27 protein-coding genes, 1 tRNA gene and 1 pseudogene are annotated in these 24,684 nt (G+C 44.8%); 7 read left to right on the top strand and 22 right to left on the bottom strand.

The window, feature by feature from the left end; all coding sequences use genetic code 11:
• Window positions 1-26: 26 nt before the first annotated feature.
• Complete coding sequence (sucD, locus tag HY811_10000) at window positions 27-935, bottom strand: succinate--CoA ligase subunit alpha (protein MBI4835133.1); 909 nt, start codon at window positions 933-935, stop codon at window positions 27-29.
• A 69-nt stretch (window positions 936-1,004) separates the two neighbouring features.
• Window positions 1,005-2,047: pseudogene (sucC, locus tag HY811_09995) on the bottom strand (ADP-forming succinate--CoA ligase subunit beta).
• A gap of 512 nt (window positions 2,048-2,559) precedes the next feature.
• Between sucC and HY811_09990 the strand changes: the two are divergent.
• The gene (locus HY811_09990) at window positions 2,560-3,345 is read left to right on the top strand and encodes a hypothetical protein (GenBank protein MBI4835132.1); all 786 of its coding nucleotides are present in this window, start codon (window positions 2,560-2,562) and stop codon (window positions 3,343-3,345) included.
• A 206-nt stretch (window positions 3,346-3,551) separates the two neighbouring features.
• Window positions 3,552-3,866: a helix-turn-helix domain-containing protein gene (locus tag HY811_09985; GenBank protein MBI4835131.1), complete on the top strand. Its 315-nt coding sequence runs from the start codon at window positions 3,552-3,554 to the stop codon at window positions 3,864-3,866.
• A 230-nt stretch (window positions 3,867-4,096) separates the two neighbouring features.
• Here the strand turns inward: HY811_09985 and HY811_09980 are convergent, their stop codons facing one another.
• From HY811_09980 to HY811_09930, 11 genes are all read right to left on the bottom strand, one after another.
• Complete coding sequence (locus HY811_09980; protein ID MBI4835130.1) at window positions 4,097-4,672, bottom strand: hypothetical protein; 576 nt, start codon at window positions 4,670-4,672, stop codon at window positions 4,097-4,099.
• Between the two features lie 7 nt (window positions 4,673-4,679).
• Window positions 4,680-5,150 carry an HIT domain-containing protein gene (locus tag HY811_09975; GenBank protein MBI4835129.1) on the bottom strand — a complete coding sequence of 157 codons (471 nt, stop codon included), beginning with the start codon at window positions 5,148-5,150 and terminating at the stop codon, window positions 4,680-4,682.
• A gap of 45 nt (window positions 5,151-5,195) precedes the next feature.
• The gene (locus tag HY811_09970) at window positions 5,196-5,567 is read right to left on the bottom strand and encodes a GxxExxY protein (protein ID MBI4835128.1); all 372 of its coding nucleotides are present in this window, start codon (window positions 5,565-5,567) and stop codon (window positions 5,196-5,198) included.
• 30 nt (window positions 5,568-5,597) lie between these two features.
• Window positions 5,598-5,828 (bottom strand): zinc ribbon domain-containing protein, encoded by a 231-nt coding sequence (locus tag HY811_09965; protein MBI4835127.1) that lies wholly within the window; start codon window positions 5,826-5,828, stop codon window positions 5,598-5,600.
• A 32-nt stretch (window positions 5,829-5,860) separates the two neighbouring features.
• Complete coding sequence (locus HY811_09960; protein MBI4835126.1) at window positions 5,861-6,385, bottom strand: M23 family metallopeptidase; 525 nt, start codon at window positions 6,383-6,385, stop codon at window positions 5,861-5,863.
• A 74-nt stretch (window positions 6,386-6,459) separates the two neighbouring features.
• Window positions 6,460-6,531, bottom strand: a tRNA-Gly gene (locus tag HY811_09955).
• Between the two features lie 94 nt (window positions 6,532-6,625).
• Window positions 6,626-7,054, bottom strand: a complete 429-nt coding sequence (locus tag HY811_09950; GenBank protein MBI4835125.1) for a hypothetical protein — start codon at window positions 7,052-7,054, stop codon at window positions 6,626-6,628.
• Between the two features lie 2 nt (window positions 7,055-7,056).
• Complete coding sequence (locus HY811_09945) at window positions 7,057-7,773, bottom strand: succinate dehydrogenase iron-sulfur subunit (protein MBI4835124.1); 717 nt, start codon at window positions 7,771-7,773, stop codon at window positions 7,057-7,059.
• 3 nt (window positions 7,774-7,776) lie between these two features.
• On the bottom strand, window positions 7,777-9,507 hold the full coding sequence (locus HY811_09940) for an FAD-binding protein (protein ID MBI4835123.1): 1,731 nt from the start codon (window positions 9,505-9,507) through the stop codon (window positions 7,777-7,779).
• Window positions 9,494-9,877 carry a succinate dehydrogenase, cytochrome b556 subunit gene (sdhC, locus tag HY811_09935; protein ID MBI4835122.1) on the bottom strand — a complete coding sequence of 128 codons (384 nt, stop codon included), beginning with the start codon at window positions 9,875-9,877 and terminating at the stop codon, window positions 9,494-9,496. Before sdhC ends, HY811_09940 begins: the two co-directional genes overlap by 14 nt.
• Window positions 9,877-10,224, bottom strand: a complete 348-nt coding sequence (locus tag HY811_09930) for a hypothetical protein (protein ID MBI4835121.1) — start codon at window positions 10,222-10,224, stop codon at window positions 9,877-9,879. Before HY811_09930 ends, sdhC begins: the two co-directional genes overlap by 1 nt.
• Window positions 10,225-10,385: 161 nt before the next feature.
• Between HY811_09930 and HY811_09925 the strand changes: the two genes are divergently transcribed.
• Window positions 10,386-11,456, top strand: a complete 1,071-nt coding sequence (locus tag HY811_09925) for an ABC transporter substrate-binding protein (protein ID MBI4835120.1) — start codon at window positions 10,386-10,388, stop codon at window positions 11,454-11,456.
• A gap of 43 nt (window positions 11,457-11,499) precedes the next feature.
• Here the strand turns inward: HY811_09925 and HY811_09920 are convergent, their stop codons facing one another.
• From HY811_09920 to HY811_09900, 5 genes are all read right to left on the bottom strand, one after another.
• Window positions 11,500-12,513: a hypothetical protein gene (locus tag HY811_09920; protein ID MBI4835119.1), complete on the bottom strand. Its 1,014-nt coding sequence runs from the start codon at window positions 12,511-12,513 to the stop codon at window positions 11,500-11,502.
• 276 nt (window positions 12,514-12,789) lie between these two features.
• Window positions 12,790-13,359 carry a type II secretion system protein gene (locus tag HY811_09915; GenBank protein ID MBI4835118.1) on the bottom strand — a complete coding sequence of 190 codons (570 nt, stop codon included), beginning with the start codon at window positions 13,357-13,359 and terminating at the stop codon, window positions 12,790-12,792.
• A gap of 252 nt (window positions 13,360-13,611) precedes the next feature.
• A complete protein-coding gene (gcvH, locus tag HY811_09910; GenBank protein MBI4835117.1) occupies window positions 13,612-13,992 on the bottom strand; it encodes a glycine cleavage system protein GcvH in 381 nt (126 codons plus the stop codon).
• 19 nt (window positions 13,993-14,011) lie between these two features.
• Window positions 14,012-14,347 carry an STAS domain-containing protein gene (locus tag HY811_09905; protein ID MBI4835116.1) on the bottom strand — a complete coding sequence of 112 codons (336 nt, stop codon included), beginning with the start codon at window positions 14,345-14,347 and terminating at the stop codon, window positions 14,012-14,014.
• Window positions 14,344-16,005, bottom strand: a complete 1,662-nt coding sequence (locus HY811_09900) for a hypothetical protein (GenBank protein ID MBI4835115.1) — start codon at window positions 16,003-16,005, stop codon at window positions 14,344-14,346. The genes HY811_09905 and HY811_09900 overlap by 4 nt, the downstream gene beginning before the upstream one ends.
• Window positions 16,006-16,124: 119 nt before the next feature.
• Between HY811_09900 and HY811_09895 the strand changes: the two genes are divergently transcribed.
• Both HY811_09895 and HY811_09890 read left to right on the top strand, forming a co-directional pair.
• The gene (locus HY811_09895; protein ID MBI4835114.1) at window positions 16,125-16,334 is read left to right on the top strand and encodes a hypothetical protein; all 210 of its coding nucleotides are present in this window, start codon (window positions 16,125-16,127) and stop codon (window positions 16,332-16,334) included.
• A gap of 57 nt (window positions 16,335-16,391) precedes the next feature.
• Complete coding sequence (locus HY811_09890) at window positions 16,392-16,946, top strand: DUF4416 family protein (GenBank protein MBI4835113.1); 555 nt, start codon at window positions 16,392-16,394, stop codon at window positions 16,944-16,946.
• A gap of 17 nt (window positions 16,947-16,963) precedes the next feature.
• On the opposite strand, the gene HY811_09885 is transcribed toward HY811_09890, so the two are convergent.
• From HY811_09885 to pabB, 4 genes are read right to left on the bottom strand one after another with little or no spacing between them, the layout of a single operon-like run.
• Window positions 16,964-17,488 carry a type II secretion system protein M gene (locus tag HY811_09885; GenBank protein ID MBI4835112.1) on the bottom strand — a complete coding sequence of 175 codons (525 nt, stop codon included), beginning with the start codon at window positions 17,486-17,488 and terminating at the stop codon, window positions 16,964-16,966.
• Window positions 17,489-17,490: 2 nt separating this feature from the next.
• Complete coding sequence (gene pilM, locus HY811_09880; protein MBI4835111.1) at window positions 17,491-18,954, bottom strand: pilus assembly protein PilM; 1,464 nt, start codon at window positions 18,952-18,954, stop codon at window positions 17,491-17,493.
• A 34-nt stretch (window positions 18,955-18,988) separates the two neighbouring features.
• Window positions 18,989-19,786 carry a 7-carboxy-7-deazaguanine synthase QueE gene (locus HY811_09875; GenBank protein ID MBI4835110.1) on the bottom strand — a complete coding sequence of 266 codons (798 nt, stop codon included), beginning with the start codon at window positions 19,784-19,786 and terminating at the stop codon, window positions 18,989-18,991.
• Window positions 19,786-21,186 (bottom strand): aminodeoxychorismate synthase component I, encoded by a 1,401-nt coding sequence (pabB, locus tag HY811_09870; GenBank protein ID MBI4835109.1) that lies wholly within the window; start codon window positions 21,184-21,186, stop codon window positions 19,786-19,788. Before pabB ends, HY811_09875 begins: the two co-directional genes overlap by 1 nt.
• Window positions 21,187-21,298: 112 nt before the next feature.
• Here pabB and HY811_09865 point away from each other — a divergent pair, with 112 nt between their 5' ends.
• Both HY811_09865 and HY811_09860 read left to right on the top strand, forming a co-directional pair.
• On the top strand, window positions 21,299-22,429 hold the full coding sequence (locus HY811_09865) for a hypothetical protein (protein ID MBI4835108.1): 1,131 nt from the start codon (window positions 21,299-21,301) through the stop codon (window positions 22,427-22,429).
• A gap of 168 nt (window positions 22,430-22,597) precedes the next feature.
• The gene (locus HY811_09860; protein ID MBI4835107.1) at window positions 22,598-24,667 is read left to right on the top strand and encodes a DEAD/DEAH box helicase; all 2,070 of its coding nucleotides are present in this window, start codon (window positions 22,598-22,600) and stop codon (window positions 24,665-24,667) included.
• The last annotated feature ends 17 nt before the right edge of the window (window positions 24,668-24,684 follow it).

The raw sequence follows: 24,684 nt of genomic DNA, 5'->3' as shown, positions 1-24,684 counted from the left end.
CAAACCCCAAAAACTCTATGAACTGCTTAGACTTTTAAGACTTGAGCGAGTGTTTTTCCTATTTCCGCCGGGTTGGGGACCACGGCGATTCCGCAACTGATGAGCTTTTCCACCTTTTCCTGGGCGGTCCCTTTGCCGCCGGAGATAATCGCGCCGGCGTGTCCCATCCGTTTCCCCTTGGGAGCGGTTTTCCCGGCGATAAACGCCACGACGGGCTTGGTGACACTCTTTTTGATATAATCCGCGGCCTCTTCTTCCATTGTCCCACCGATTTCGCCAATCATGATAATCGACTTGGTTTCGCTATCCTTCTGGAAGAGCTCCAGCGCATCGATGAAATTCGTCCCGATAATCGGGTCACCGCCGATACCCAGACAGGTGGATTGCCCCATCCCGAGCTGTGTCACCTGCCAGACCGCTTCGTATGTCAGCGTTCCGCTACGGGAAACGATGCCAACCGAGCCTTTCTTATGTATATAGCCGGGCATAATTCCCAGTTTACACTCGCCCGGAGTAATCACGCCGGGACAGTTCGGCCCGATTAAGCGGATGCCTTTATCTTTATAAAACTTAAAGACCTTGACCATGTCAAGCGTCGGAATCCCTTCGGTAATGCAAACGACCAGTTTAACCCCACTATCCGCTGCTTCGTATAAAGCATCCGCGCAGAATGCCGCCGGCACAAAGATGATGCTTGTATCCGCTCCGGTAGCATCCACCGCCTGCTTGACGGTATCAAAAACGGGTATTTGAATCTCCCCCGACGGTTGTCGGGGTCCGCCTTTGGCGGAAAACTTAGTCCCGCCTTTTTTGGGCGTGACTCCGGCGACGATTTGCGTCCCGTATTCCATCATGTGGTGCGTATGGAAACTTCCCGCGCCGCCGGTTATTCCCTGGACAACCACCTTCGTATTTTTGTTAACCAATATGCTCATAAAATAGTTGATAAGCTTATAAGTTGATAGGGTTATTTTTACTTATCATCTTATTAACTTATTTTCTTATCAACCTCCTTTCGCTAATCGGACGATCTTAGCCGCCGCATCATCCATAGTGTCAGCGGAAATTATATTTAACTTTGACTCCTTCAGTATCTTCTTGCCGATATCTACATTCGTCCCTTCGAGTCTCACTACCAAAGGCAGTTTCAGCCCGACTTCTTTCGCCGCGATGGTTATGCCTTCCGCAATGACATCGCACTTCATAATCCCGCCGAAGATATTGACCAGAATCCCTTTGACATTCTTATTGGCCAGCAATAGCTTAAAGGCATTGGTCACCTGCTCGGTCGAGGCGCCGCCGCCGACATCAAGGAAGTTCGCCGGATTCCCGCCGTGAAGCTTGATTAAATCCATCGTCGCCATGGCCAGTCCCGCCCCGTTTACCATACAGCCGATATTCCCGTCGAGGCCAATATAGCTCAAGTCGTATTTGGATGCCTCGTATTCCAGCGGGTCTTCCTCGTTGATATCGCGCCATTCCAAAAGGTTCTTATGGCGGAAAAGACCGCGGTCATCCAGGTTTATCTTGCCGTCGAGCGCGACCAATCCGTGCTCCGGGCTTATCACGAGCGGATTTATTTCCGCCAGACTGCAATCGTTTTCTATAAAGAGCTTGGAGAAAGCCAGGAACGTGCTGACGCCCGTAGCGTAGAGCTTAGAGCGTATAGTTTCGCTCTTTGCTCCTTGCTCTAAGCTGCTTGCTAAAGCAAAGACTATTTCATTTGCCTGATAGGGCTGTAATCCGAGGTGCGGATGAATCCGGTATTTAAGAATCTTCTCCGGTGATTTACGGGCAAGCTCTTCTATTTCCATCCCGCCTTCTGCGGAAACCATGATTACCGGACAGGCCTCTTTACGGTCTATGACCATCCCGAGATACAGTTCCTTATCATATGTAGAATCTGTGACTTGACCGCGCCCTTTTCGACATTAAGACGTTTAAATATCTCAGCCGCCTTTGCCGGGCTATCCGTAAACTCGCCACGCGGTGTCTTTATCCCGTATTTGGCGAGTAAAGTCTTAGCCTGATATTCGTGCAGGTTCATATATTTATTCTCACCGAAAAGTCGCAAAGAATATTTTATAATATACACCATAACCATCAGTCTTTTCAATAAATTTTCATATAATTCCTTCCTTGCACCTGTTTACCAGCTAATAGGGTCGTAAAAGGGCTATTTTCAATTTTGCTTGTACAACCCTAAAAAATCCGTAAAATTTTATCTCCTTATCCACCAACTGGTTACAGCAAATCAGCCGAAAAATAATGCGCTTATTTTTCAAGAATGCCTGTAATGATGACCCCCTTATAGAGGGGAAAGGAGGGGATAAATAATGATAAATCTTCGTATAATTCCAAGATTTTCTGTGACATCGGGCAGACTCCTGCATGTACTTATGGAGGGAGGGAAGAAGAGAAAAGATATGAAAAACGAATTAAATAAAGAATTAGCCAGGCGGCCGAATCAGCAAGATGGAGGTGTCCACTCCGGGCGTACGCCGAAGCGGGACGTTTTGCCGGTTAGCTGGCGTAACATATATAAAGGAGGTGAATAACATGATAAGAACTAAAGTAAGATTAGTCGTCCCGGAAGAGGCGGAAGCGGCCCTGGATATGTCCGAGAAATGGGCAGACGTCCTGATGGTTAATGCCCTGCGCATTAAAGCACGTTTGGACGGTAAGATTCGTAATCGCCATGATTACGAACAGGAAATAGCCATGCCTTCCACGGAAAGAATGGCGGAGTTCATTAACCCGTCATTTGTTTCCGATTCTGACCGCAGTGCGGCTGATATTCTGAATGCGCATGAAATGAATACCGCTGAAGGATACAAGAAATGGCAAAAGGCGCTGGATTACATTTTTGCCACGGTGAATGGCGAGGACGCCAAGCGGTTTCGTGATGCGGTCAGCCAGAAGAAAGCTAATATTGCGGAAGAGTTGGGCCGTCGGGCATTGCGTTTCACGGGTGACCGGGCGCGCAAAATCGGGCTGGCGCCGATTTCCGCTTACTGGCTGGTCGGGTACAAACGGGCGGCTGGCATGCTCAGAGCAGGCGACGAGGCAGAAGGAGGACCCTTCAACATTGTCCGTGCCGGACAACGCACTGCCTTCAAAGCCGCGCTCCAGCAGATGGTTATTCAAGCCGGATTGCTCATTTATTTGGGTAAATACAGTTCCTCTGTATTCTCAACCCAGAATGACCGGTTGAATATGCTGGCACAGTCGTTTATTGACCCGTCACTTGGAATATCCTCATTCACCACGGGCGGTTTAAGCCACATTGATTTCAGGCTAATCAATGAAAGGCTAACCCTGGAGATACAGGTAGACCAGGTATAGGACGGCTGGTAAAGGCAAAGGGTGGAATACCGGGGTCAGCCCGGGCTGGCCCCGGCTCATCCTTCCTAAAAGAGAAAAGAGGTATCGGATTTATGGCAAGACCCTTCAAGGCTAATGGGGGTGGGGCATACGGTAGGGGGTGTTTCCCAAAGCGGAACCTTGCACCCTCCCCCCAATTGAAACGCAATTAAAAGGAGATTTGGAATATGTATATAAAATATGGGACGAATTTTAAGATGAATATTATTAATTATGCTTCACGATATGGAATAAGGTCTGCCAGCCGGATTTTCGGTTTAGACCGGAATACTATCCGACGTTGGGTAAGAGATTACAATTTAGCCATTGGAAAAGCAATGGGAAAATTACCTGCGGACTTCGGATACGGACGAAGCGCGCGGGAGGCGTGTTTATTGACTCAGGAACAACGGGAAAAATGGTGTAAACCTGAAAACTGCAAGCAATGGCACAACTGCCGAGTGCGGGTGAATGATATCTACCAGATGAGGATTTGGAAGTAAGGTGATCAGTAATTTCACCGCAAAGGACGCCAAGATGGTTGTTTAGAATTTAAGCATGAGGCCCAATTTTCAGACGGACTGCCTCGATACAGGAATTGGTTTAAGACATGGTGGGGGGCGTTCTGATTTATTTCGGGACGCCTCCCCCTTCATTTCATTACGGGGACGTCGCTGCTGCTCCGCTTTTATTTTGCCACTAAGGCACAAAGTCACGAAGAATACAGGAAAGATTATTTGGTTTCTGCCTTTTCGGAAATTACTATCTTGAGTCCAGATTCAACTGGCGGCTTAAATATAGAAATAACACTAAAAACTAAGACAAAAGGAATCATAATTGTTGTTAGGGTCGTGGCAAAAAATAGTAATTTAACTGAAAAACTTAAATGAATAATTTCCTCATAGATTTTAAAATGAATACGCGAGCTTTCGTATCCGTAGATTATCCCCACAATCGAGACAACCGAACAGATCAGGGCTGCAATTCTAGTAAGGGTTTTCCGGTTAGTAAAAACTCCCCAAGTAAGAATAAGAAATAAAAAAGCAATTATAGTTGCTATAATGCTTTTCCTTAAGACAAAGGAACTTCCGGATTGCAAAAACCTTTCACGGTCGGAATTCATTTCGTCAATAGTCCTTTTTATAAATTCTGGCGAGGAATTCTTGATCTTCATATCTGTTCTCAAGCTAGCGTTTGAAAAAGAAATATAATCATCATCAGAAAGAGTAAGCAGTAAAATATTTTGTATTATTAAGACTGCCGCGGCAATTGTTAAAATAAGTAGGACTGAGATTCTAATAATTCTCATGTAATTTCTATGGTTTCGTCAACTGCTTATGGAGTTTATGCAGGCATTCGGAAATCACCTTGGTTTTGCCGAGAATCGGCATGAAATTGGTATCCCCTGCCCAGCGGGGAACTATGTGAACGTGAATATGCGTTCTTAATCCGGCTCCGGCAATCCTGCCGATGTTTATCCCGACATTAAAACCTTCCGGCTTTAGGCATTTGCTGATTTGATGCTTCATCTTTTTAAGGAGTTCGAATATCTCAAGGACTTCCTCGCGGGTTAAATCCTCCAGATTCGCCTTGTGCTTGTTCGGGGCAATCAATAAGTGGCCGGTATTATAGGGATAGCGGTTCATGATGACAAAGGCGTGCTTTCCCCGTGTGATGATGAAGTTTTTGCCGTCCTTTTTCTCTTTTAACGCGGCGCAGAGGAAACAGCCCTTGGCATTAGCGTTCTTGACATATTCCATCCGCCACGGCGCCCAGATTTGCTTCATATATTCTCCTTAATTAGCCACAGAATCACACAGAATTTCACGGAACTAAAATACAAGCCTTTTATGTTCGCATTTTTGCCTACCAAAGTTTAAGAGTAACCCTACTTTTATTCCTGTCGCTTTCAGATAGTTTAATAATTGCGCTTCGTGAACCGCATTATATTCTTTCTCTGCTTTCAGTTCCACAATTATCTTATCTTCAACTATGATATCAGCTATATACTCACCAACCAAGCTTCCTTTATAACGGATTTTAATAGGGTACTGTTGATTGGTTTTTATCTTCCTTACCTTCAGTTCCTGCAACAAGGCATTCTCGTACACCTTTTCAAGAAAACCATAACCGAGAGTTTTATACACTTCGAAAGCCGAGCCGATTATTTCTTCTGTAATTTCCTTATATAAAAACTCTGTCATTTTTCTGTGTGCTTCCGTGTTTTTCTGTGGCTAATGGCACGTAGAACAGCTTCCGCTGGAACAGGAACCGCAAGACGAAGAAGAATGGCCGCCGGAAGAGCCGGAGGAGCCGCCGCCCTTGATTGCCGGAGCGGAGAACTCTTTGGCCACTTTTTTCGCCCCGCATTTGGGGCAGGATAAATCCGCTTCATCCTCCTTTTTGCGTATCAGGGCTTCAAAGAGGTTCTTGCATTTACAGCAGGTGTATTCGTATAAGGGCATAATCCATTAAACACTAATATCTAACAACTAAATTATTTTAAGTAGTAGACAGGATTAACGAGTTCCTCGCCTTTCAAGAGCTTGAAATAAAGCTGTGGCTCTTCGGCCCTGCCGGTCTGGCCGACGCGGGCGATGGTTTGCCCTTGCCTGACTTTATCGCCGGCTTTTACGGAAATCTCCGAGTTATAGCCGTAGAAGGAGGTGAATCCATCCGCGTGCTTGACGACGACTACCTTGCCGAATCCGCGCATTTGCTCATCCACGTAGGTGACGACGCCGCTTTTCACGGCAAGGACCGGTGTGCCGGAGGAGGCCTTAATCTTGATTCCTTCCTTGGAAGCGGTTCCCAAAAGCCTGCCCTGGACGGGCCAGATAAAAGTGTTTTCGTGCTCCGGCGGATAATCATTGGGAGTCGGCTTAATAACGGTTTTTTCAGATGAGAGAAAACTTAAATCCTCGTTAAGCTTTGCGGCGTCATCTTCCGGCAGGGAAGCGATAGTAACGCAGCCATTGAGCGAAAGGAAAAGGAACGCTGTCAACGCGATAATAATTCTCATCTTTATCTCCTAAGAGCGGGCGACCCCTACGTCACGTCAGGACGGCATCCTCGCTCCCCGACGTTATGTCGGAGAGCGGGCGACCGGGCTCGAACCGGCGACATCCAGCTTGGGAAGCTGGTGTTCTACCACTGAACTACGCCCGCCCCGTAAGAAGTGTGCTTAAGCGCACTTCTTACGGGGTACGCCTTATCTTTATTATATCGACAGTGAATTATTTTGCAACTATTAATAACTATTTTAATTATTAAACGGTTTGGAGGAGAAGGTGTATTTCCATAATATTATAACGCCTCCGATAACGCTGACAGTAAAAAGAGAAATCAAAACGGTTGAAAATTCAGCTTTTTCCGACGCCATATAATTAAAAATCAAACCAGCCAGAGACAGGGAAAACATAAGGCTTAAAGCACCGCTCACCGCCAGAACCGGTTTCATTATCTTCAATGGAGAACGTTTTGTGTATAATATCATGGCAAGCCATATCATATTGAAAAAAGTAATGATTGATGAAACCAGCATCCCGATTGACGCGGTAAAGTTAATTTCGCGGTCAGGCACCCAGGAATTAAAGTTGGCCAGAAAGATGATATTATCATAAATGAAATAAAGGCATCCGATGGTTGTTACCAGTATGAAAAATCCCTGGATGAAGGAAAATCTTTTCATTATCAGAAGGGCAATATTTCCTTTAAAGAAGACCAGACTGATTTCATCTTCAGCTTGGCGATTGCGCCGGACGGGTCAAGGTTTTTCGGGCAGGCAATCTGGCAGTTAAATATCGTGTGGCAACGGAACAGTCCTTTGTTATGAGCAACCAGTTGCAGGCGTTCCTTGGTGGATTTATCGCGCGAGTCATATACAAAGCGGGCGGTTTTAAGAAGCGCGTGCGGACCTAAGTATCCCGGTTCGCCGGCCGCCACCGGGCATGAGCCGTAACAAGCAGCGCAGAGGATGCAATCAACCATACCGTCTATTTTCCTGCGCTCTTTAGGTGATTGCACGAATTCCTTTTCCGGCAGTTTGCTGTCGGGAATTATATATGGCTTGATTTCATCATAATGTTTGAAGAAATTAGTCAAATCAACAACCAAATCTTTAAGAATAGGCAAATGAGCCAGCGGCTGAACCGTGATGATATCGCTTTTAAGGGTTTCCACCTGGGTATTGCAAGCCAGGCGGTATTTCCCGTTTATATGCATGGCGCATGAACCGCATACGGCGGCACGGCAGGAAGAACGGAAAGCCAGCGACCCGTCATGGTTTTCCATTATATAGTAAAGGCTTTCCAGAACGGTCAAGCCTTTTTCTGCAGGGACTTCAAAGGTATCAACCCGCGGCGCTTTATCCTTTGCCGGGTCAAACCTAAGAACCTTAAAAGTAGTCATTGATTAATACTTCCTTTCCTGGGGTTGATGCTTGGTTATGGTTACCGGCTTATAAGATAAAACCGGCCCGTCCTTGGTATAAGAAGCCAGGGTATGCTTCAACCAGTTCTGGTCATCGCGCTTGGTGAAATCACGGCGCGAATGGGAGCCGCGGCTTTCCTGCCGGGCCAACGCGCCCATGGCAATTACTTCCGCAACATCAAGATTGCCTTCCATTTCCAGGAGCCACAATAAATTATAATTAAACGGCGTTATCATGCCAGCCGAACGTATTTGCTTAAATCTTTTCTTCAACTCACGGACTTTATCCAGGGCTTCTTTCATGTCAGAGCCGGTGCGGAAAATACCAACTTTATCATCCATGACTTTAGCCAGTTCTAATTTTATCTGGTAGGGATTTTCATTTCCGCGGTTGTCACACATGCGCTGCAAATGGGCTTCCACCTGTTTTAAGGTCATTTTCAACGCATTGGCATCTATCCGGCACTTCGTTTTTGATTCGAGCGATTCCTGTGCGGCCTTTATTCCGGAAAACTTGCCGAAAACAATGGTATCAAGGAGCGAATTACCGCCCAGGCGGTTCGCGCCATGCACGCTGACGCAGGCACATTCACCGGCTGCATACAAACCTTTAACCGCAGTTTTACCGTTAGAATCCGTATCAATTCCGCCCATTGTATAATGCTGAGCAGGCTGGATGGGAATCGGGCTGTCAATGGGGTCAATACCTAAAAACTCCAGGCAGATATCTCTTACGCCGGGAAGACGCTCCATAATTTTCGCCCTGCCCAAATGGCGGATATCAAGGTGGACATATCCTCCGCCCGAACCGCCGGAAGCCGGGTCTATGGAAAACCCGCGTCCTTCGTTAATTTCGGTCTGGATAGAACGAGAGACTATATCGCGCGGGGCCAATTCCATTTTCTCCGCGGCATAACGTTTCATAAAGCGTTCATTATCTTTATTGATGAGGTAACCGCCTTCCCCGCGGCAACCCTCGGTCATTAATATATTTTTACCGATGATCGTAGTGGGATGGAACTGGATAAATTCCATATCTTTAAGATGTGCCCCTGCCCAGAAAGGAATAGACATACCCAATCCGGTCGAGGTCAGTGCGTTGCTGGAGCGTCCGTAAATCCGGCCCGCACCGCCGGTCGCAAAGATAACGGCGTGTGCCTCTATTGCTTCTAATTTACCTGTTCTTAAATTCTGGGCCACCACTCCACAGCAGGTGCCTTCATTAGCAATAAGCGAAACCACAAACCATTCCTCATAAACCGGTATTTGCTGTTTTACGACCTGTTCATAAAGGGTTTGCAGGATATAATGCCCGGTCCGGTCCGCGCCGAAACAGGTTCTTGGGTATCCGGCTCCGCCAAAGGGTCGCTGGGCAATGCGGCCATCAGTGGTGCGGTCAAACGGACAGCCCCAATGCTCCAATTCATAAATCGCCGACGGCGCGGTTGAGGTCATTAATTCCACGGCATCCTGGTCAGCCAGGTAATCGCTTCCTTTAATGGTATCAAATGCGTGTTTTGCAGGGGAGTCGTCTTTGCCGTCCGGATGATTTGCCAGAGGCGCGTTGATTCCGCCCTGCGCGGCGCCTGAGTGGGAACGAACAGGATGAATCTTAGAAATAATCAAGGGGCTCGCGCCGGATTCTTTGGCGGCAATCGCCGCTCTTAAACCGGCCAAACCTCCACCGACAATAATTACATCAAACATAGAAATATACTATAAAAGTAACTGCGATAATCGCAACAAGCAATAAAGCAACCGCCCAGAATAATATTTTTTGGGATCTAGTTAAAGCCAGAAAATCGGCAAAGATGACCCTTAAGCCGTTAAGCAAATGGAAAGCAACCGTTCCAATTAAGCCGATTTCCATCAGTTTAAAAAGCGTGATTTTGAATTGGCCCATTAACAGGTCAAAAGTACCCTTGCCAAAAAGGCTATCGCTACCCAGCACGCAAAGGTGCAGGCAAATATAAAAAACCAGGAGCAATCCGGTAATCCGGTGAAGGAACCAGGAAAAAGTTCCTACATTCTTATTGCGCAGAATATCGATTTTCAGGTCATTGATATTTTTTACAATATTCATTACCATGCCTTCCATGTTAAAAGCACATTCATTCCCCAGGCAAAAAGTATTAATCCGAACAGCCAGAAGAACCATATCATAAACCGTTTCAGGCCGGGAGACGGCGCATAATCACTGACCACTTCGTAAACGCCGTTAAAGCCGTGCCAGAGAGTTAGCAATAAAAATAAAGTATAGAAAAACAGCCAGAAAATACTGCTTTGAATACGCGTGACCACGGTATCAAAACTGATGACTTCGGAAACAGTAAAGTGCAAAGTAATGATATGAATAGCGAGTAAAGCAGTCAACAGTATACCGGTTATTCTTTGGAAGAACCAACGTATGGTGCTTAAGTCTGAATTCATAGTATCAATCCACGTTAGTATAAAGTTATTTTCTTATAAATCACGTGAACTGTCAAGAATTTCAGATATAAAACAGATTCAGTTTAAATAAAATCTTCTTGACTTAACCGCCGCAACAATCTATATTAAATGTAATATATAATGTATGAGGAGAAATTAATATGAAAAAAACGATTATCGGGCTGGCTTTAGTTTTATTAATCGGATTAGCGGGCGCATGCAAAAAGGATGACACTAACGGCGGCGGGAATGGGGGAATCGGAAACGGAGGAACAACACAACCCACCCAAATCATACCGATAAAAATCGGGTATGTAAAAACCATGATTATTAACGCCCACTTAGGAATTGCCCTTAAGCATACAAATATTCTTGAGAAAAACTCTTTCAAAGGAGAAGTTACAGCATACGATTCTGAAACCCAATTATTGAATGATTTAAACAAAGGAACAATTGATGTGGCGTTTACGGTTGATTTTCCGGGATTAATGGCATTAGGAAACGGGACTCCCGCACATATCTTATGCTCTTTCGGGAGCCTCGGCCGGGCGGTTCTGCTTATTGCCCCTGATTCACCTGTTCAATACCTCAAAGATTTAAAAGGTTCTAAGTTAAAAATAGGGGTCCCTTTCAACACGTCTGCACATGCGCACCTTTTAGACTGGCTAAATGCAGAACGCATAATTGCAGAACAAGACGTGTTTATTCAAAACATAAAGGAAACGGAACTGAAATCAGAGCTTACCGGTAAAGCAATAACCGGCGCGGTTATCTGCGACCCAGAAGCCACCCAATATAATACCTATAAACGAATTGCGGACAGCCGTATTACATCAATTGTATTAATAAGCCATAATTTTTATAATACTAACAAATCGAAAACCGCATCCTTATTAAAGAGCCTTAAAACAGCCTGTTATTATTTAACGAAAAACCAGGTTGCTTTAAATAATGAGATGGCTAAAAAAGGAAATTTATCCGGCTCAATCATTCCGGCATGGGCGTCATTTAACGCCATTTATCTGGCGGGATCCCCTGACAAGATAAATATTGCAACGATAAATCTTCTTCCTCTCTGGAATAAGACGGTGCAATATTTGGTTGGACAAAAATCAATCAACACTCCGTTTGCGCCGGGAGAAAAATCAACGAAAGAAATCCAGGAAGAGTCCGAACGCAAAGTTACGGACGCGGAGATCGATCTTAAAGACATAAAGTTCACGCCGGAATAATTTACCGCAATAAACGGATTTGGTTTCGGAAAAACAAAGAAATTTATTTCCCTGTATTGCGCACTTCAAACCGGTTTGTAGCGGAGTTGTAAAAAAGATTCTCTTTATTCCGGTGCCACCATTCACGCCAGCGGTCAAGAGATTCTTTATTATCGTCAGGTGCTTTAGCAGGATTGTACTTAAAATCAAGGCCTGTCAGATTATAAAGCAAATACCAGCCTGTCCAGCGCAATAAAGGATTCGGGTCGCTTAACGATTCCATCATGCTTTCCAGTCCTTTTTTATCACCAAACGGACCGTAATCCCTGATAAGCCATTCTTTCCTGACTTCTTCCAAAGCACGTGTCTGGTCCCAAAACTCATCTCCCGGGCAATCGTAAACAACTTTCCTTATTTTACATTCGTATCCGTATACTATTTTTTCACTAGCTGAATTACCAACCGGATTAGGAGGAGGATCGGCATCAAAACGCCATTTTATAACGTCAAATAACCCTCCTACCATTACTTCAAAGCGGACGCTCTTCGGATCAAATTCATTAAATACGGCTAAACATTTGATTGTTTCTTTAGGCAATATTTCCTTTTTATCCCTGAGTTCTTTACAATTCAAATAATTCAATTTCTTTTTTAACTCTTTAATTCTGTCTGCCTGGAGTGTTTGATTAAGCCCGGCCAATTTCTCTTCGGCAATTATTATTCCATCTTCAATAAATGGATGGATGGCATCCTGGTAATATTTATCCGTATCTTTTACGGGTTTCTCCTTATCGATATTTTCCTTATCGATAATCGCACGCACACATATATCAACTCCAAGATTGATTTTATCATCCGTCGGGTTAGTGATGGTATATACCATATACCAATAATTCTCCCGTTTATCGCTCGGGGTAACGTAAGTAAAAACATTTGGTGGATTGTTGGCAAACTCCAACATCCAACGCTGGCGAACTTTAGCTTTAGCACCTGAATTATCCTGAGCAAACAAAAACGGAACAAACACCGCCGCGCCCAATAAGATTGCCAAAACAGTCTTTTTAAATAATGCGTTCATAATATATTATATAGTAATATCTACATTAAAAACAACCCTGATGTCAAGTAAAAATTCCCCTTTACAATCTGCTTATCTCAGGCAAGTAAAACCGGGCATAAAAAAAGGCAACCCTTCTTAAAGAAAGGTTGCCTTCGCCAAGAGTTTTAGATAGATACCCACGCCTTTACAGGCGTGGTTCTTATTGCTTCAGGCTTCGCCTGTCCAGCAACTTCGTTGCTGGAAACGGCTTTCACCCCCGCCTTCACAGGCGGGGAACTCCCGCTGTTATTAGAGTTATGGTGTGGTTCCTTCGCCGCCTCCTTCATCAGTCAAATTATTGTTGGCATCATCCCACTCGCTGGTCCCTTTTTTTACTTCTTCCACAGTGCCATCAAAAAACAGGATGTTTACCGTATCATCGCCATGATTATCCACAATATCCCCTGCGATGGGCTGGGTGCCTTTGGTTCCGGAGGTAATCAACTTACCAGTCGTATTAATAGGCCCGCGATAATCATTCACACCAAAACCGGACATACCGCCTTTGACCGGGCATACATAATATACATGTTTTCTTTTGTCGTCTGCCAGAATGCTTTCATCTATTGTAGGCGCATTTCTTAAAACCTCCCAGAAGTTTTTGCCCTTATAATTATCCCCTTTCGGATAAGCGCCATAATTGATGTCTGTTACATAACGGAACATTGCTTGATAGAGATGTTTTTGCAGGTTTTGCGCACAAGCTGTTTTTCTGGCTTTTTTATTGCCTCCAACAACTGCCGGCAAAAGAACGGTCGCTAATATGGCGATAATAGCGATTACGACCAAGAGTTCTATCAGGGTAAAGCCTTTTTTCTCTCTCATTTTTCTCACCCCCTTTCTTTTATTAGTAATTCTAATTATTATGATAGTTGTTACACCTTGCAATTATTTAGGGGAGAATAAAGAAGAAATCAACCAGTTCTGGATAATATTATATATGATGCCTTTTTAAATCCTTTTATCCTCTTCCTTAACCCTCTCCTAATATATTTTTCGGTTTCTACCCCTTTCGTCTTTAGTATAATACACTTTTTGGGTATTGTCAACAAATTATTTTTAAAACCGGGTAAATTTTTATTTGCCGGCCTCTTTTAATTTATCGTAGTCTTTTTCCGAAAGCAACTTAGTCCATTCAGATTCTTTTTCATGACCCAGCTTTATTTTAATCAACCAGTTGTCTTTGTTAATCGAACCCAAATTAGAAACGATATTTTCATTAATTTCAACAACCTCACCCGAAAGCGGAGCGTTCAAATCAGAAACAGCTTTAACGGATTCCACTTCCCCGAAAGGAGCTTCACTTTTAACAGGCTGCCCAATTTTAGGAAGGCCTATATAAACAAGATCGCTCAATTGTTGCAACGCAAAATCGGTAATCCCCACAGACGCAATATTGCCATCCTCTATCCGAGCCCATTCATGAGTCCGGCTGTACCGAATTTCCCCTTGTTGCATATACATCTCCTTTTACTTATCAACTCTTTTTTAAATCCTCAACGGCTTTATCCACCGTTGCAAATATGCCGATGATTTGTTCTAACTTTAAGAGGGTTAATGTATTTAACACTATCGATTGCGGAGAAACTACCCTGAGACTATATTTTTCCGAAAGGAACATCAAAGCCGAAGCTCCCTGGCTGCCTATATATTCAAGATTGGTCAAATCAATGATTACTTTAGCTTTATCTTTAGTGTTTAAACGATTAGTGACTTCTTTTATCACATCTTCCGCTTCTTTACCGACAAAACGCCCTGAAAGCTCTATAATATTAATATCACCCTTTTTGGTAAAAGTCACCTGAACGTTCATTTTTCCTCTTCTTTTTTCTCTTCAAGTTCAATGCGTTTAACTTCTTTCAATTCTTCGGTTTTTGTATTTTGCCATACAGACGAACTTACCTTGGCTAATATGCCTCTGGGAATACATTCAATCACCAAAACCATTTTATCCCTTATCTCCAGTGAAACCGCGTTGCTTTCCAAAGACCAGATTGTTTTGCCTTCGTCTTTAGCCGCTGTCTGCTCGATAATTTCTGCATTATCATATTTTTTAGCCAGTAATTTAAAAAACGCATCGTAAAACTCTTTAGCATCTTTAGCGGTATCCCAAGTAGTATACCAAACCAACATCGTATTGGCATCCTGGATTTTTTCCTCTGCCCGCTTAATCACCTGTTTTACCTCAGCGTTTTCAGCTTTAATCCAGCTTTCCTTAAGAAACGGCACCGTGGATATGCCAAGAAGAAACAATTCTGACTCGGCTTTTTTGGCATTTTCTGGCTTGCCTTTTTCAAGTTCATTAATAAGATCTTTTACTTTTTCTTGTTGTTCTTTTGATAAAGGATTCCCTTTCTTCTCAAATACCGCAAACTTATCGCCGCCCCATCCAGCAGCGATTTGCTTGTTTTTTATACTCGGCAAGTATTCCTTGATCAAGATTGTAAGCGTAAATTCACCGATGACATTTTCAAACAGCTTTTCGTATTGTTCCGCAGGCAAAAAACCGGTCAAATCGGGCAATGTTACGGTTATGGGATTATCCGGCTCTTTGGAAGTATATTTTTCCGGGTGTAAAATCTGCTCGGTGGAAGCTGGCAATCTCTTTTCATACATATTATCTATCATATCCCATCCGTATTCTGATTTCACCTTAAGCACAAAATGCAAACCTTGCATATAGGGAAACAAAAGCCCTTCTTTAATATAGTTAGGCGCTGTGCTGAAAACATCTTTACCCCCAAGCGGAACATTATCCATATTCCCGATAATATCGGGAAAAAGAGCAAGGTCCCGGCCGATTCGCTGCATAAGATAATCATACATGACATAGCTGGCATCACCTTCAACCAAAGCCTGGACAGCAGTGGCAATATCATCATTTTCCAGGCTGTTCATAGGCAAGGTCCTCAAATTGTAATTCTGGTCCTGTAATGCATGCGTTAATTCATGGACGCCCGTAAAATTAGTGTAAGGAACACCGAAAAGCATTTCTATCTGTAAGGCTTCCGGGGACATCTTTTCGCCTTCATCGGCTTCAATCAAATAAAGCTCTTTAGCTTCAGGATCATAGAATCCGGCTATTTGCTCGGTGAGCAACTCAACCATAAATTTATTTAAGTCTAGTTCGCTGGGAATAAGCCCCATTTTAACCAGTGCCTTTTGAATGTTAGCCGATTCCTTGCTCCACTCTTCCGACTGGTAATCATCTACTATTTTCTTTTTAAGCTCTTTTTTGTTCTTAAAACCTATCTTGACTTTATCCTTAAACTCCATGTTTCGCAACCTGGATACTATTCTTTCCAGCTTTGACACATCCTCCGCAGAAACTGATTTGCGTGGCTCATTGTTTTCCGGCTGGGATTCGCTCTCGTCCGGCTCTTGCGTGAAAATAAGCAACGGCGTGCTTATAATACATGCCGCAATAAGCAAGCATAAAAAATTAATAGACCTGCTTTTGTTAAATATCATTCTGAAGATTATCTTATAATAAAGCCCCCCCTTTTACAAGAAAAATATATTGCCGCCTAAAGTTTTTTTGTAGTAACACCGATATTTATATATAGAGGAAATAGAGAGAGGAGGGGGGTATGCATTACAACAAAAGACGGTCGCAGCATTGTTTCTATTTGAGAGAGAGAGGGAATAAAACATCTTCCCGCTCTGATGCCTCAACGTTTAATCTCGCATCCCAGAAATTATGGACCATCAAATCCAGGATAAAAGCCGGGATGTATGAGAGCGACGACAAAATCAGGATAACAGCGGTGCGGTTGTTAAAATTCCTTAAAAGCACCTAAGCAGTTTGAGGGATTAGCTTACAAAGTATCGTTTAATCATCGACCCTTAAACTCTACATGGGCAAAATAGAAATACCGAAGCCGGTAAAGCTGATTACCGGAATTCTTTCGTCAATACCAGAATTATTTCCGGAAGCGGAACGACATCTTCTGGAAAAATTCGGGGCGATTGACCACAAAACCGCTTTAATCCCTTTTGACTTCACTGATTATTACAACAAAACCATGGGGAAACCAATCCTACGCCAATTCCTATCGTTTTCCAAACTTATCGAACCGGACACTCTCCCTGGGATAAAAATATGGACCAATAAGCTTGAAGACAAATTCGTAAATACCCGCCGGCAAGGCAATATACCCCGGCCGATAAACCTTGACCCCGGATATTTGGATGCGGCTAAACTGTTATTGGCATCAACAAAAGATTATTCACACCGTATATATCTTTCCAAAGGAATTTATGCGGAAATCACTCTCTACTACCAGAACGGCAGCTATCAATCCTGGCCATGGACATACCCTGATTATAAAACAAAAGCATATACGGAATTTCTACAAACCGTTAGAAATGCCTACCTAAAGCAGTTAAAAACCCTGAATCCGCTTGTTTAGCCCAGTGTAAAAAATGCCTATTTGCCTGGTTTTAATGTAACAAGAGAAATGAAAAACGTTGCGGCAAAATCTTCCTTTTTCGGAGATAATGTCAGCTTGGTTATCTTTACCGGAACATCCGATGTACTTATGTCATATAAAAAAGCAATCATCTTGTCCCTTGTCCCGAAGCAGTCACATCTGACGGAAATAGCGCTTTCCCCGCTTTTAGGCTCCTCTTTTATATTCTCCACACCGATTCCCCGAACCGCTGCGTTTCGCTCGATGAATCTTTGCAGCTCGGTTGCATCTTTAATTGCAATAATCCCTATGATACGGCTGTTAAAATCATTATAGTCGTTTTCTATTTTTTCCTTATTAGTTAAATAATACCTGTCTGATTTTATGTCTTCCTTATATTTTTCTATCTCATTATCAATACTTTCTATCTTGTCAAAAGCCGGGAACAAGATAAAATAGCAAAGGAAGCACACGCCAATAACGGCCACAGCAACGGAAAAAAGCCTTTTTTCCCTTTGAGACAACTTTGCCCACCAACCCATATTTATTTCTCCGCTTTTACGACAGCCTTATTCTTTTTGAACAGGCAAACCACTTCAAAATCATATAGTTCCCCACGCATATTTTTCGTGGCTTTATCCACCTCGAAAAACGGGGATTCTTTCAGAGAATCGATGAACCTCTGGATATCGGCTAACGATTCCCCGCTTCCGTCAAGCTTAAGATTCCTGTTATCTTTCTCATAAACATAGCTGATGTTATTCAGCCAAACAGTTTTGGGTGCCAGGCGGTACATCTCTGTTATCACTTCAAGAGCGAAAGTCCTTTCATCCAAATATCTCTTGATAACCCCGGTTTGCTTGTAAAATTCCTTCAATTTCAATGCATCCTGATGTTCTTTCTCATAAATACCAACGAATGACTTAAGGGTTGTTTGTTTGGTCGTTATTTTATTGTAAAGCACGAAAGAGCCGACAATCAGAATAAACATTACCAGCGTTGCGGTGAATATAAGGTCGCGGCTCTTTTCCGCCATGATTTCGCGCAGGCGGATATCCTCGGGTGTAAGGTCGATAAAATCATTTAATTGATAACACAACGGTGCGTATAACGCCGGTAAATAAGACATTTCCTTGCTATCCGCTTCCTTGACAGACTGCACTTCCGGCATGAAAGAAGCACGGTCAAAATACGGTTCGTTCATTACCGAAAAACCAAACTGGGTTCCCAATACTTTCGGCAATTCTGCCAGCTTATCAACCGCCCCAACCATTACCACCCGTTTGAACTTGTCCACGTTTTCCACCTGGTAACTTTCCAGGGAACTCTGGATTTCTTTCAGGAATCTTTCCTGTTGCGCCGGTCCTTCATAATTTAATTGATAGGCCCCTATCGGAATGTTTCTGGCAAAAATCACCTTGCCGTCCTGCACCACCAAAAAATCGGTGCCGGCATAATCCACGTGTAGCAGGCAAACCGGTTCCTGCTGGGCGCCTCTTAATTCCTGGAACCACCGGCAGATTATTTCCTTGCCCAAAACTACTTTCGTTAATTCTAATCCGGTCCGTTCCAGGATATCCTGGTATTTTTTGATAATATCCTTGTTTACTATCACCAAAAGCACTTTTGTATAACCGCCCTTGATAACGCCTATCGGGATATAATCAATAACAATTTCATCCCTTGAATACGGCGTATGGCGGCTGGCTTGCAGATTGATGATTTCTTTTATTTCCGCTTCGTTAGTGGAAGGCAGTTCTATGTTTTTGTTTATCGTATAACGCGGGCTGATGAACGTAATAACCTTTTTGGTTTTAATCTGGTTCTCGGCAACGTAATTCTTTATAAATTCTGAAATCTCGTCATCGGAAAGGGGGCGGATATCCTTGCTCACCATCTTAAGTACGCGGACTCCGCTTCCGGATTTCTTGATATGGGCAAGCTTCAGGTATTCCCCGCCGATTTCAACGCTTAACAGTTCTTTGGGAGAAAACATATTAGCCAGCATAATAAATCAAAACGCCTTAAGTTTCAAGTATTTATTAATTCCATCCGGCCAGTTTATGGACCTGCGGTATTATCCGCACATCGCTCAGCACTGCCCGTAAAATGCCGTAGGCATCGGCAAGTTTCTTCAGGGAAACGCAACTGCCGCTTTTCCCGTTACTGCCTGAAGAAACCGGTTGTATTACCACCGGCATATCCGGATTGATACTTGCCGCCAAATCGCCCGCTTTCTTTAATTCCTCCTCCTGGATTTTATCGTCTATAATTATTTTCACGTAACAATCTTTCCTGGAGGCAATTTCCAAGAACGCCTTGGTTTTATTCCAATCAATCGTTCCGTTCTGCATACTGGACGGTATTTTTATATCCATTGAAACAATATCCACCATTTCTATCATTTCTTCCAACTTTTCCGGTAATGTCCCGTTGGTTTCCAGGAATATCCTTAACCCGGTCCCCTTAAGTGCCGGTAAAAGCTTCTTCAGAAACCCGTTGCTGACCAAGGGCTCTCCGCCGGTCAACGCGATCGAATGAAATCCGTTAAAACTATCATTCATCCCTTTTACATGGCCGGCAATCACTTCGATTGAAAGCGGGTTTGATAACAGCGTCATATTTCCGGAAAACGGCGTTGCCTCAACCCGGGCAATCGCCTGCGGCGTAAGCGCCTCTGCCGTATCGCAATAACCGCATCGGATATTGCATCCGGTAAAACGTATGAATATTTGGGGGACTCCTACATAAATGCCTTCTCCCTGGACAGAAGCGAAAATGCTGAAAATATTGGCGGTATTCAAAGCAGTCCCTGCATTCATATATGCTAAATTAGTCATCAGCTGTTCTGGCTTTCAATTAATGCCCTCTCCAGAGCCCTGCCTTTATCCAGCGTTTCTTTATATTCGGCTTCAGGCACAGAATCGGCAACAATACCGCCGCCGACCTGATAATATACTTTATTTATCGTCTGATTAAGGGGTGTATCTACAAGTAAAATTCTTATGGCAATGGATAAATCCATCGTGCCGTCGAACCCTATCCAGCCCAAAGCGCCCGTATAAGGCCCGCGCGCGGTCGGTTCCAGTTCGTCTATTATTTCCATCGCCCGTATCTTCGGCGCGCCGGTAATCGAACCGCCCGGAAACGACGCCTTGATTAAATCGACTACATCCTTATCAGGCGACAGTTCCCCCTTTACGGTTGCCACTAAGTGATGCACCGTTTGGTAGCTTTCCAACTCTCTTGCATTTGTCACTTTGACCGAGCCGTATTTGCACACCCGGCCCAGGTCATTACGCTCCAAATCCACAATCATGGCAAGCTCCGCATTATCTTTCTCGCTTTCCAAAAGCGCTTTCTTCAATTTATTATCTTCGCTCTTTGTCTTCCCGCGCGGCCTGGTTCCCTTTATCGGCCTGGTTTCGACCACTCCGTCTTTCACCTTCAGGAACCGCTCCGGGGAAGAGCTCATAACAATCTGCCACGGATTCGGCCTAAGAAACGCGCTGAAAGGCGCCGGGTTAATCTTGCTCAGCTTCTTATATAGATGTAAAGGCGAACCGTAAAAATCCGTCTTGAACCGCTGGGAAAGATTGACCTGGTAAATATCACCCGCTGCGATATACTCTTTGGCTTCCTTTACCGCCCTCAAATAATCCGCCCGGCTGAAATTGGATACGAACTTGGTCGGCATCGTCTCCTTAATCCTGAACCGGCGGCCGGTCATGCTCATGCAGATTGGCTTGGAGATTGAATTATCCGCGGCCACCAATCTGACCAGAGTCATCTTGTTTTTCAGGTGGTCATGGACAATCAGTTGATTGTAAAAGGCGAAAAACATATCCGGAAAACCCAGGTCGTCTTTCGCCGTGTTCGGAAGTTTCTCCACAAAATGGCACAGGTCGTAACCCATATAACCTACCCCGCCGCCGATAAACGGAGCCGTCTCTTCACCCAAGGGCGCGGATTCCAGCCTGTATGTTTTCAGTATTTCCTTCAGCTCACTAAAAGGATTACCGGTTTTATGGATTACTTTATTCGACTTGATAACCGTAATCCGCATTCCCTTGGACTTCAAAACCAGAAACGGGTCTGACCCATAATATGAATACCTGCCGAACGATGGATTCTCCATCAGGCTTTCCAGGAAAAACGGATAGGAATGATAATACATCTGGTCTATCAGCTCTTCCCTTGAAGGGGGATATTGCAAATCCTGTGAAACCATTTTCAGCATATATCAATTATATCCCTTTGGCTTATCACAAGCAAGAAAATCTCTACGAGTTACTTAAATATATGTCTAACAAAACTTGCTTTATTCAAAAGTTTTGTTATTATTCTATTTTATGCCGATACTTTTCTCCTGTAAATGCGGTAAGAAAATAAAGACCAAGGACGAACTGGCCGGTAAAAAAGTAAAATGCCCCCAATGCGCCATGGCGGTTGAAGTCCCTATCCCTAAACGCCCAACCTCGGATAAACTGGAATTGCTACCTCTGGAAAACGAACCGCCAAAGCAAAAGGAAACCGCGCCATCTCCTGCCAAAGGCGATAAAAAAGCGCCTTTGCCTCCGCCGGAGAGCTCCGGAACCAAGCGCTGCCCCAACCCCAAATGCCGCGCGGAAATACCTCAGGGAGATGTTATCTGCCATGCCTGCGGAACGCAGGTCGGATTCATGAAAAGCGGGCGCGCCCAACGAAAGTTTTCATTCTTCCAACAGCCGCTGGTCAGGTTTGCTATCACCATTATCGCCCTGGCCGCCATCGGAATTAGTGTATACATCCAATTCTTTAAGGAAAAACCGGATGATGGAAAACCAAAAGCCGCCTCTCCCGACGAAACCTTAAAAGCGGCCATATTGGATACCGAATCGCCGAACCTTGAACCGCTTGCCAAGGCGCTGGCAGGAAACCCGGCAAACGCGCTCAAAATACTATTCGAAGAATACCAGAAAGGCGACCTGGCAAAAAAGATACGTGCAACCAAAGGAATGATTATCCTCGCTTATTACGGCCAATTCAACAATAAAACCGTTTACCAGAATATCACGGAAAAATACCGCGACCAGCATGCCACACTCAAAACTCTCCTGGCTGACCTCTTTTACCTTATCATAACCGAACAGCCTGAATACGAGCTGATAGAGGACAATACGGAAATCAAACAGTATTCCTCTTATTTCAAGGCAGGCGGCGGCGCAAAAACCTTCCCGGAAGCCAGAAGCTCGCTTTCAAGGCTTTCAACTGATGACGACCCCATGGTCAGCATGAAAGCCTCTGCCGCGCTGGTCTCTTTGGGCGAATGCACAAAGCTTGAAAAAGTCGCTAACTTCCTGGAAAACCCGGATACCCAGGTAAGGGATAAAGCCCGTAAAATAATATCCTATTTCACCAACCAGGCATTTACCGGTAAAGCAGTATGGGACAACTGGTGGTCGGCAAATAAAACCCTTACTCCGAAGGAGTGGAAGAAATGAAGTATCTTTCCCGATTGTCATTCCGGCGCCACATGTCATTCCCGCCCCGCCGAAAGGCGGGATAAACTCCAGCGGGAATCCAGAAAATAGATTCCGAGTCCCACCAAAGGCGAGGCTCGCCAAGGGCGGCAAGCACGGAAAGACAAGTTGATGTAATATATTACTACAATGAATCCTGAAGAAATATTCTCACCCAACGGACTCATTTCCAAGAAGATGCCCGGCTACGAAACGCGGCCACAACAGGTCGAAATGTTCAAGGCGGTCGTCAAGGCAATTAACGAATCACAACACTTGATGGTCGAGGCAGGCACCGGAGTGGGCAAGACCTTTGCCTACCTTATTCCCGCTATCGCCTATGCCTGCTCTGCCAGGGAAACACGTGAAGACACCGCAGAAGGTATTAACAGCCAAGCAGTCGTCATCTCCACACATACCATTAATCTCCAGGAACAGATTTTCCATAAAGACCTGCCTCTCTTAAAAGATATTCTTGGCGTTCCTTTTACCTCGGCACTGGTCAAAGGGCGCAATAATTATCTGTGCCTCAGGCGACTTAACCGCGCCGCCAATTACCAATCCGAACTCTTCGAGACTTCTCTTGAACTGGAGGAGCTCTCCCGATTAAAGGAATGGTCAGCCAAGACCAAGGAAGGCAGCCTCTCCGATATCAGCTGGACGCCTTCGGACAAGGTCTGGTCAGAGGTCTCCTGCGAGCGCGATAACTGCTCCGGGAAGAAATGCACTTATTACCGCCAATGCTTTTACCGGCTGGCGAGGAACGCCGTCTGGAACGCCGATATCATCGTCGTCAACCACGCGCTCCTTCTTATGGACGCCCTGATGCGCGAGGAGGAAAACAACATCCTCCCGAATTACGACGTGGCGATAATAGACGAGGCCCACCGGCTGGAAAGCGTCGCCCAGAGCCATTTAGGGCTGGATATCTCCAACTACCGCGTTAATTATTTGCTTAATTCCATCTATAACCCGCGGACGAATAAGGGATTGCTCTCATTTATCCCTCCCAAGATTACGCCGTTAAGGCGCTGCAAGGAATCGCTCCAATCCGCGCGCGATGCCGCGGAATGCTTCTTCAATTCGATTATCGAGTGGTATGAAAACGAGGCGCCGGAAAACGGCCGCGTCAGGAAAAAGGATTTTGTCCCCAATCCCCTCTCCGCCGAACTCTCCCGTCTCCACTTCGACCTGAAAGAACTCAAAGACGAACTCTTGAAGAAGAAAAATATGAAGGGGGCACGGAAATTTGATGAAACAGAACTGAACGCGTTCCTTATACGCACCGCATCGCTGGCACTGGAACTGGAAAACTTTGTGAAGCAATCAGACGTGAGCGAGTGCGAAGACTCTCCCTCGGTGAATACAACAAATACTCCGAATGGAGTCTATTGGATAGAAAAGCGGAAGTCCCGTTTTAACCGCCCGAACATCATCCTGAAAAGCGCCCCGGTCTCTGTGGCGGAAAGCCTGAAAAAGATTCTCTTCGGGAGATTAAAAAGCGTGGTACTCACCAGCGCGACCTTGGCAACTGCGCAAAAGGACGGGCTGGGGTATCTCAAGAAAATACTCGGGATAGAAAAGACCGGGGAAGTGATTCTCGGCTCGCCCTTTGATTACCAGAAGCAGGTCAGGATGTTCCTGACGCGTGACATGCCGGACCCGAATGACAAGGCATCGTTCCTGCCGATGGCGGGAGAGCGGATAATGAAATACCTCAATCTTTCCAAAGGAAGCGCCTTTGTCCTTTTTACGAGCTATGACCTCATGAACCGGATGTATGAGCATCTTTATCCGGAGCTGGAAAAAGCCGGGATGGCGGCATATCTGCAGGGCAAGGACCTGCCGCGTCACAAGATGCTGGAGGAATTCAAGAACCGGGTCGGCTCGGTCATCTTCGGGGCGGACAGCTTCTGGCAGGGTGTGGATGTGCCGGGCGCGGCATTGGAAAATATTATTATCACCAAGCTCCCTTTCCCAGTGCCTTCCGAACCGGTGGTCGAGGCGAAGATAGAGAAGATGGAGCGTGAGGGAATAGATTCTTTCATGGGCTATTTCCTGCCGGAGGCGATAATCAAGCTGAGGCAGGGATTCGGGAGATTAATTAGGACCAAGACGGATAAGGGCATGGTTGTGATACTGGATAATAGAGTGGTCACCAAGCAGTATGGCAGATTCTTCATTAATGCCCTTCCCAAGTGTGAAACCATTGTAGAATAAGCACCATTCTGTTTTTA

It is taken from the genome of Planctomycetota bacterium, from assembly GCA_016207825.1.
Taxonomy (GTDB): Bacteria; Planctomycetota; MHYJ01; order JACQXL01; family JACQZI01; genus JACQZI01.
This window is presented reverse-complemented; position numbering and strand designations above follow the sequence as displayed.

Bases quoted from the DNA above. Each gene is read 5' to 3' on its own strand.
- sdhC (MBI4835122.1), bottom strand. From the start codon at position 9,877: ATGAATATTGTAAAAAATATCAATGACCTGAAAATCGATATTCTGCGC.
- HY811_09885 (MBI4835112.1), bottom strand. From the start codon at position 17,488: ATGGGTTGGTGGGCAAAGTTGTCTCAAAGGGAAAAAAGGCTTTTTTCC.
- HY811_09965 (MBI4835127.1), bottom strand. From the start codon at position 5,828: ATGCCCTTATACGAATACACCTGCTGTAAATGCAAGAACCTCTTTGAA.
- HY811_09975 (MBI4835129.1), bottom strand. From the start codon at position 5,150: ATGAAGCAAATCTGGGCGCCGTGGCGGATGGAATATGTCAAGAACGCT.
- HY811_09985 (MBI4835131.1), top strand. From the start codon at position 3,552: ATGTATATAAAATATGGGACGAATTTTAAGATGAATATTATTAATTAT.
- HY811_09950 (MBI4835125.1), bottom strand. From the start codon at position 7,054: ATGAAAAGATTTTCCTTCATCCAGGGATTTTTCATACTGGTAACAACC.
- HY811_09945 (MBI4835124.1), bottom strand. From the start codon at position 7,773: ATGACTACTTTTAAGGTTCTTAGGTTTGACCCGGCAAAGGATAAAGCG.
- pilM (MBI4835111.1), bottom strand. From the start codon at position 18,954: ATGCTGGCTAATATGTTTTCTCCCAAAGAACTGTTAAGCGTTGAAATC.
- HY811_09990 (MBI4835132.1), top strand. From the start codon at position 2,560: ATGATAAGAACTAAAGTAAGATTAGTCGTCCCGGAAGAGGCGGAAGCG.
- sucD (MBI4835133.1), bottom strand. From the start codon at position 935: ATGAGCATATTGGTTAACAAAAATACGAAGGTGGTTGTCCAGGGAATA.
- HY811_09905 (MBI4835116.1), bottom strand. From the start codon at position 14,347: ATGAACGTTCAGGTGACTTTTACCAAAAAGGGTGATATTAATATTATA.
- HY811_09915 (MBI4835118.1), bottom strand. From the start codon at position 13,359: ATGAGAGAGAAAAAAGGCTTTACCCTGATAGAACTCTTGGTCGTAATC.
- HY811_09890 (MBI4835113.1), top strand. From the start codon at position 16,392: ATGGGCAAAATAGAAATACCGAAGCCGGTAAAGCTGATTACCGGAATT.
- HY811_09925 (MBI4835120.1), top strand. From the start codon at position 10,386: ATGAAAAAAACGATTATCGGGCTGGCTTTAGTTTTATTAATCGGATTA.
- HY811_09875 (MBI4835110.1), bottom strand. From the start codon at position 19,786: ATGACTAATTTAGCATATATGAATGCAGGGACTGCTTTGAATACCGCC.
- HY811_09860 (MBI4835107.1), top strand. From the start codon at position 22,598: ATGAATCCTGAAGAAATATTCTCACCCAACGGACTCATTTCCAAGAAG.
- HY811_09895 (MBI4835114.1), top strand. From the start codon at position 16,125: ATGCATTACAACAAAAGACGGTCGCAGCATTGTTTCTATTTGAGAGAG.
- HY811_09960 (MBI4835126.1), bottom strand. From the start codon at position 6,385: ATGAGAATTATTATCGCGTTGACAGCGTTCCTTTTCCTTTCGCTCAAT.
- HY811_09970 (MBI4835128.1), bottom strand. From the start codon at position 5,567: ATGACAGAGTTTTTATATAAGGAAATTACAGAAGAAATAATCGGCTCG.
- HY811_09900 (MBI4835115.1), bottom strand. From the start codon at position 16,005: ATGATATTTAACAAAAGCAGGTCTATTAATTTTTTATGCTTGCTTATT.
- HY811_09980 (MBI4835130.1), bottom strand. From the start codon at position 4,672: ATGAGAATTATTAGAATCTCAGTCCTACTTATTTTAACAATTGCCGCG.
- HY811_09930 (MBI4835121.1), bottom strand. From the start codon at position 10,224: ATGAATTCAGACTTAAGCACCATACGTTGGTTCTTCCAAAGAATAACC.
- gcvH (MBI4835117.1), bottom strand. From the start codon at position 13,992: ATGCAACAAGGGGAAATTCGGTACAGCCGGACTCATGAATGGGCTCGG.
- HY811_09920 (MBI4835119.1), bottom strand. From the start codon at position 12,513: ATGAACGCATTATTTAAAAAGACTGTTTTGGCAATCTTATTGGGCGCG.
- pabB (MBI4835109.1), bottom strand. From the start codon at position 21,186: ATGCTGAAAATGGTTTCACAGGATTTGCAATATCCCCCTTCAAGGGAA.
- HY811_09865 (MBI4835108.1), top strand. From the start codon at position 21,299: ATGCCGATACTTTTCTCCTGTAAATGCGGTAAGAAAATAAAGACCAAG.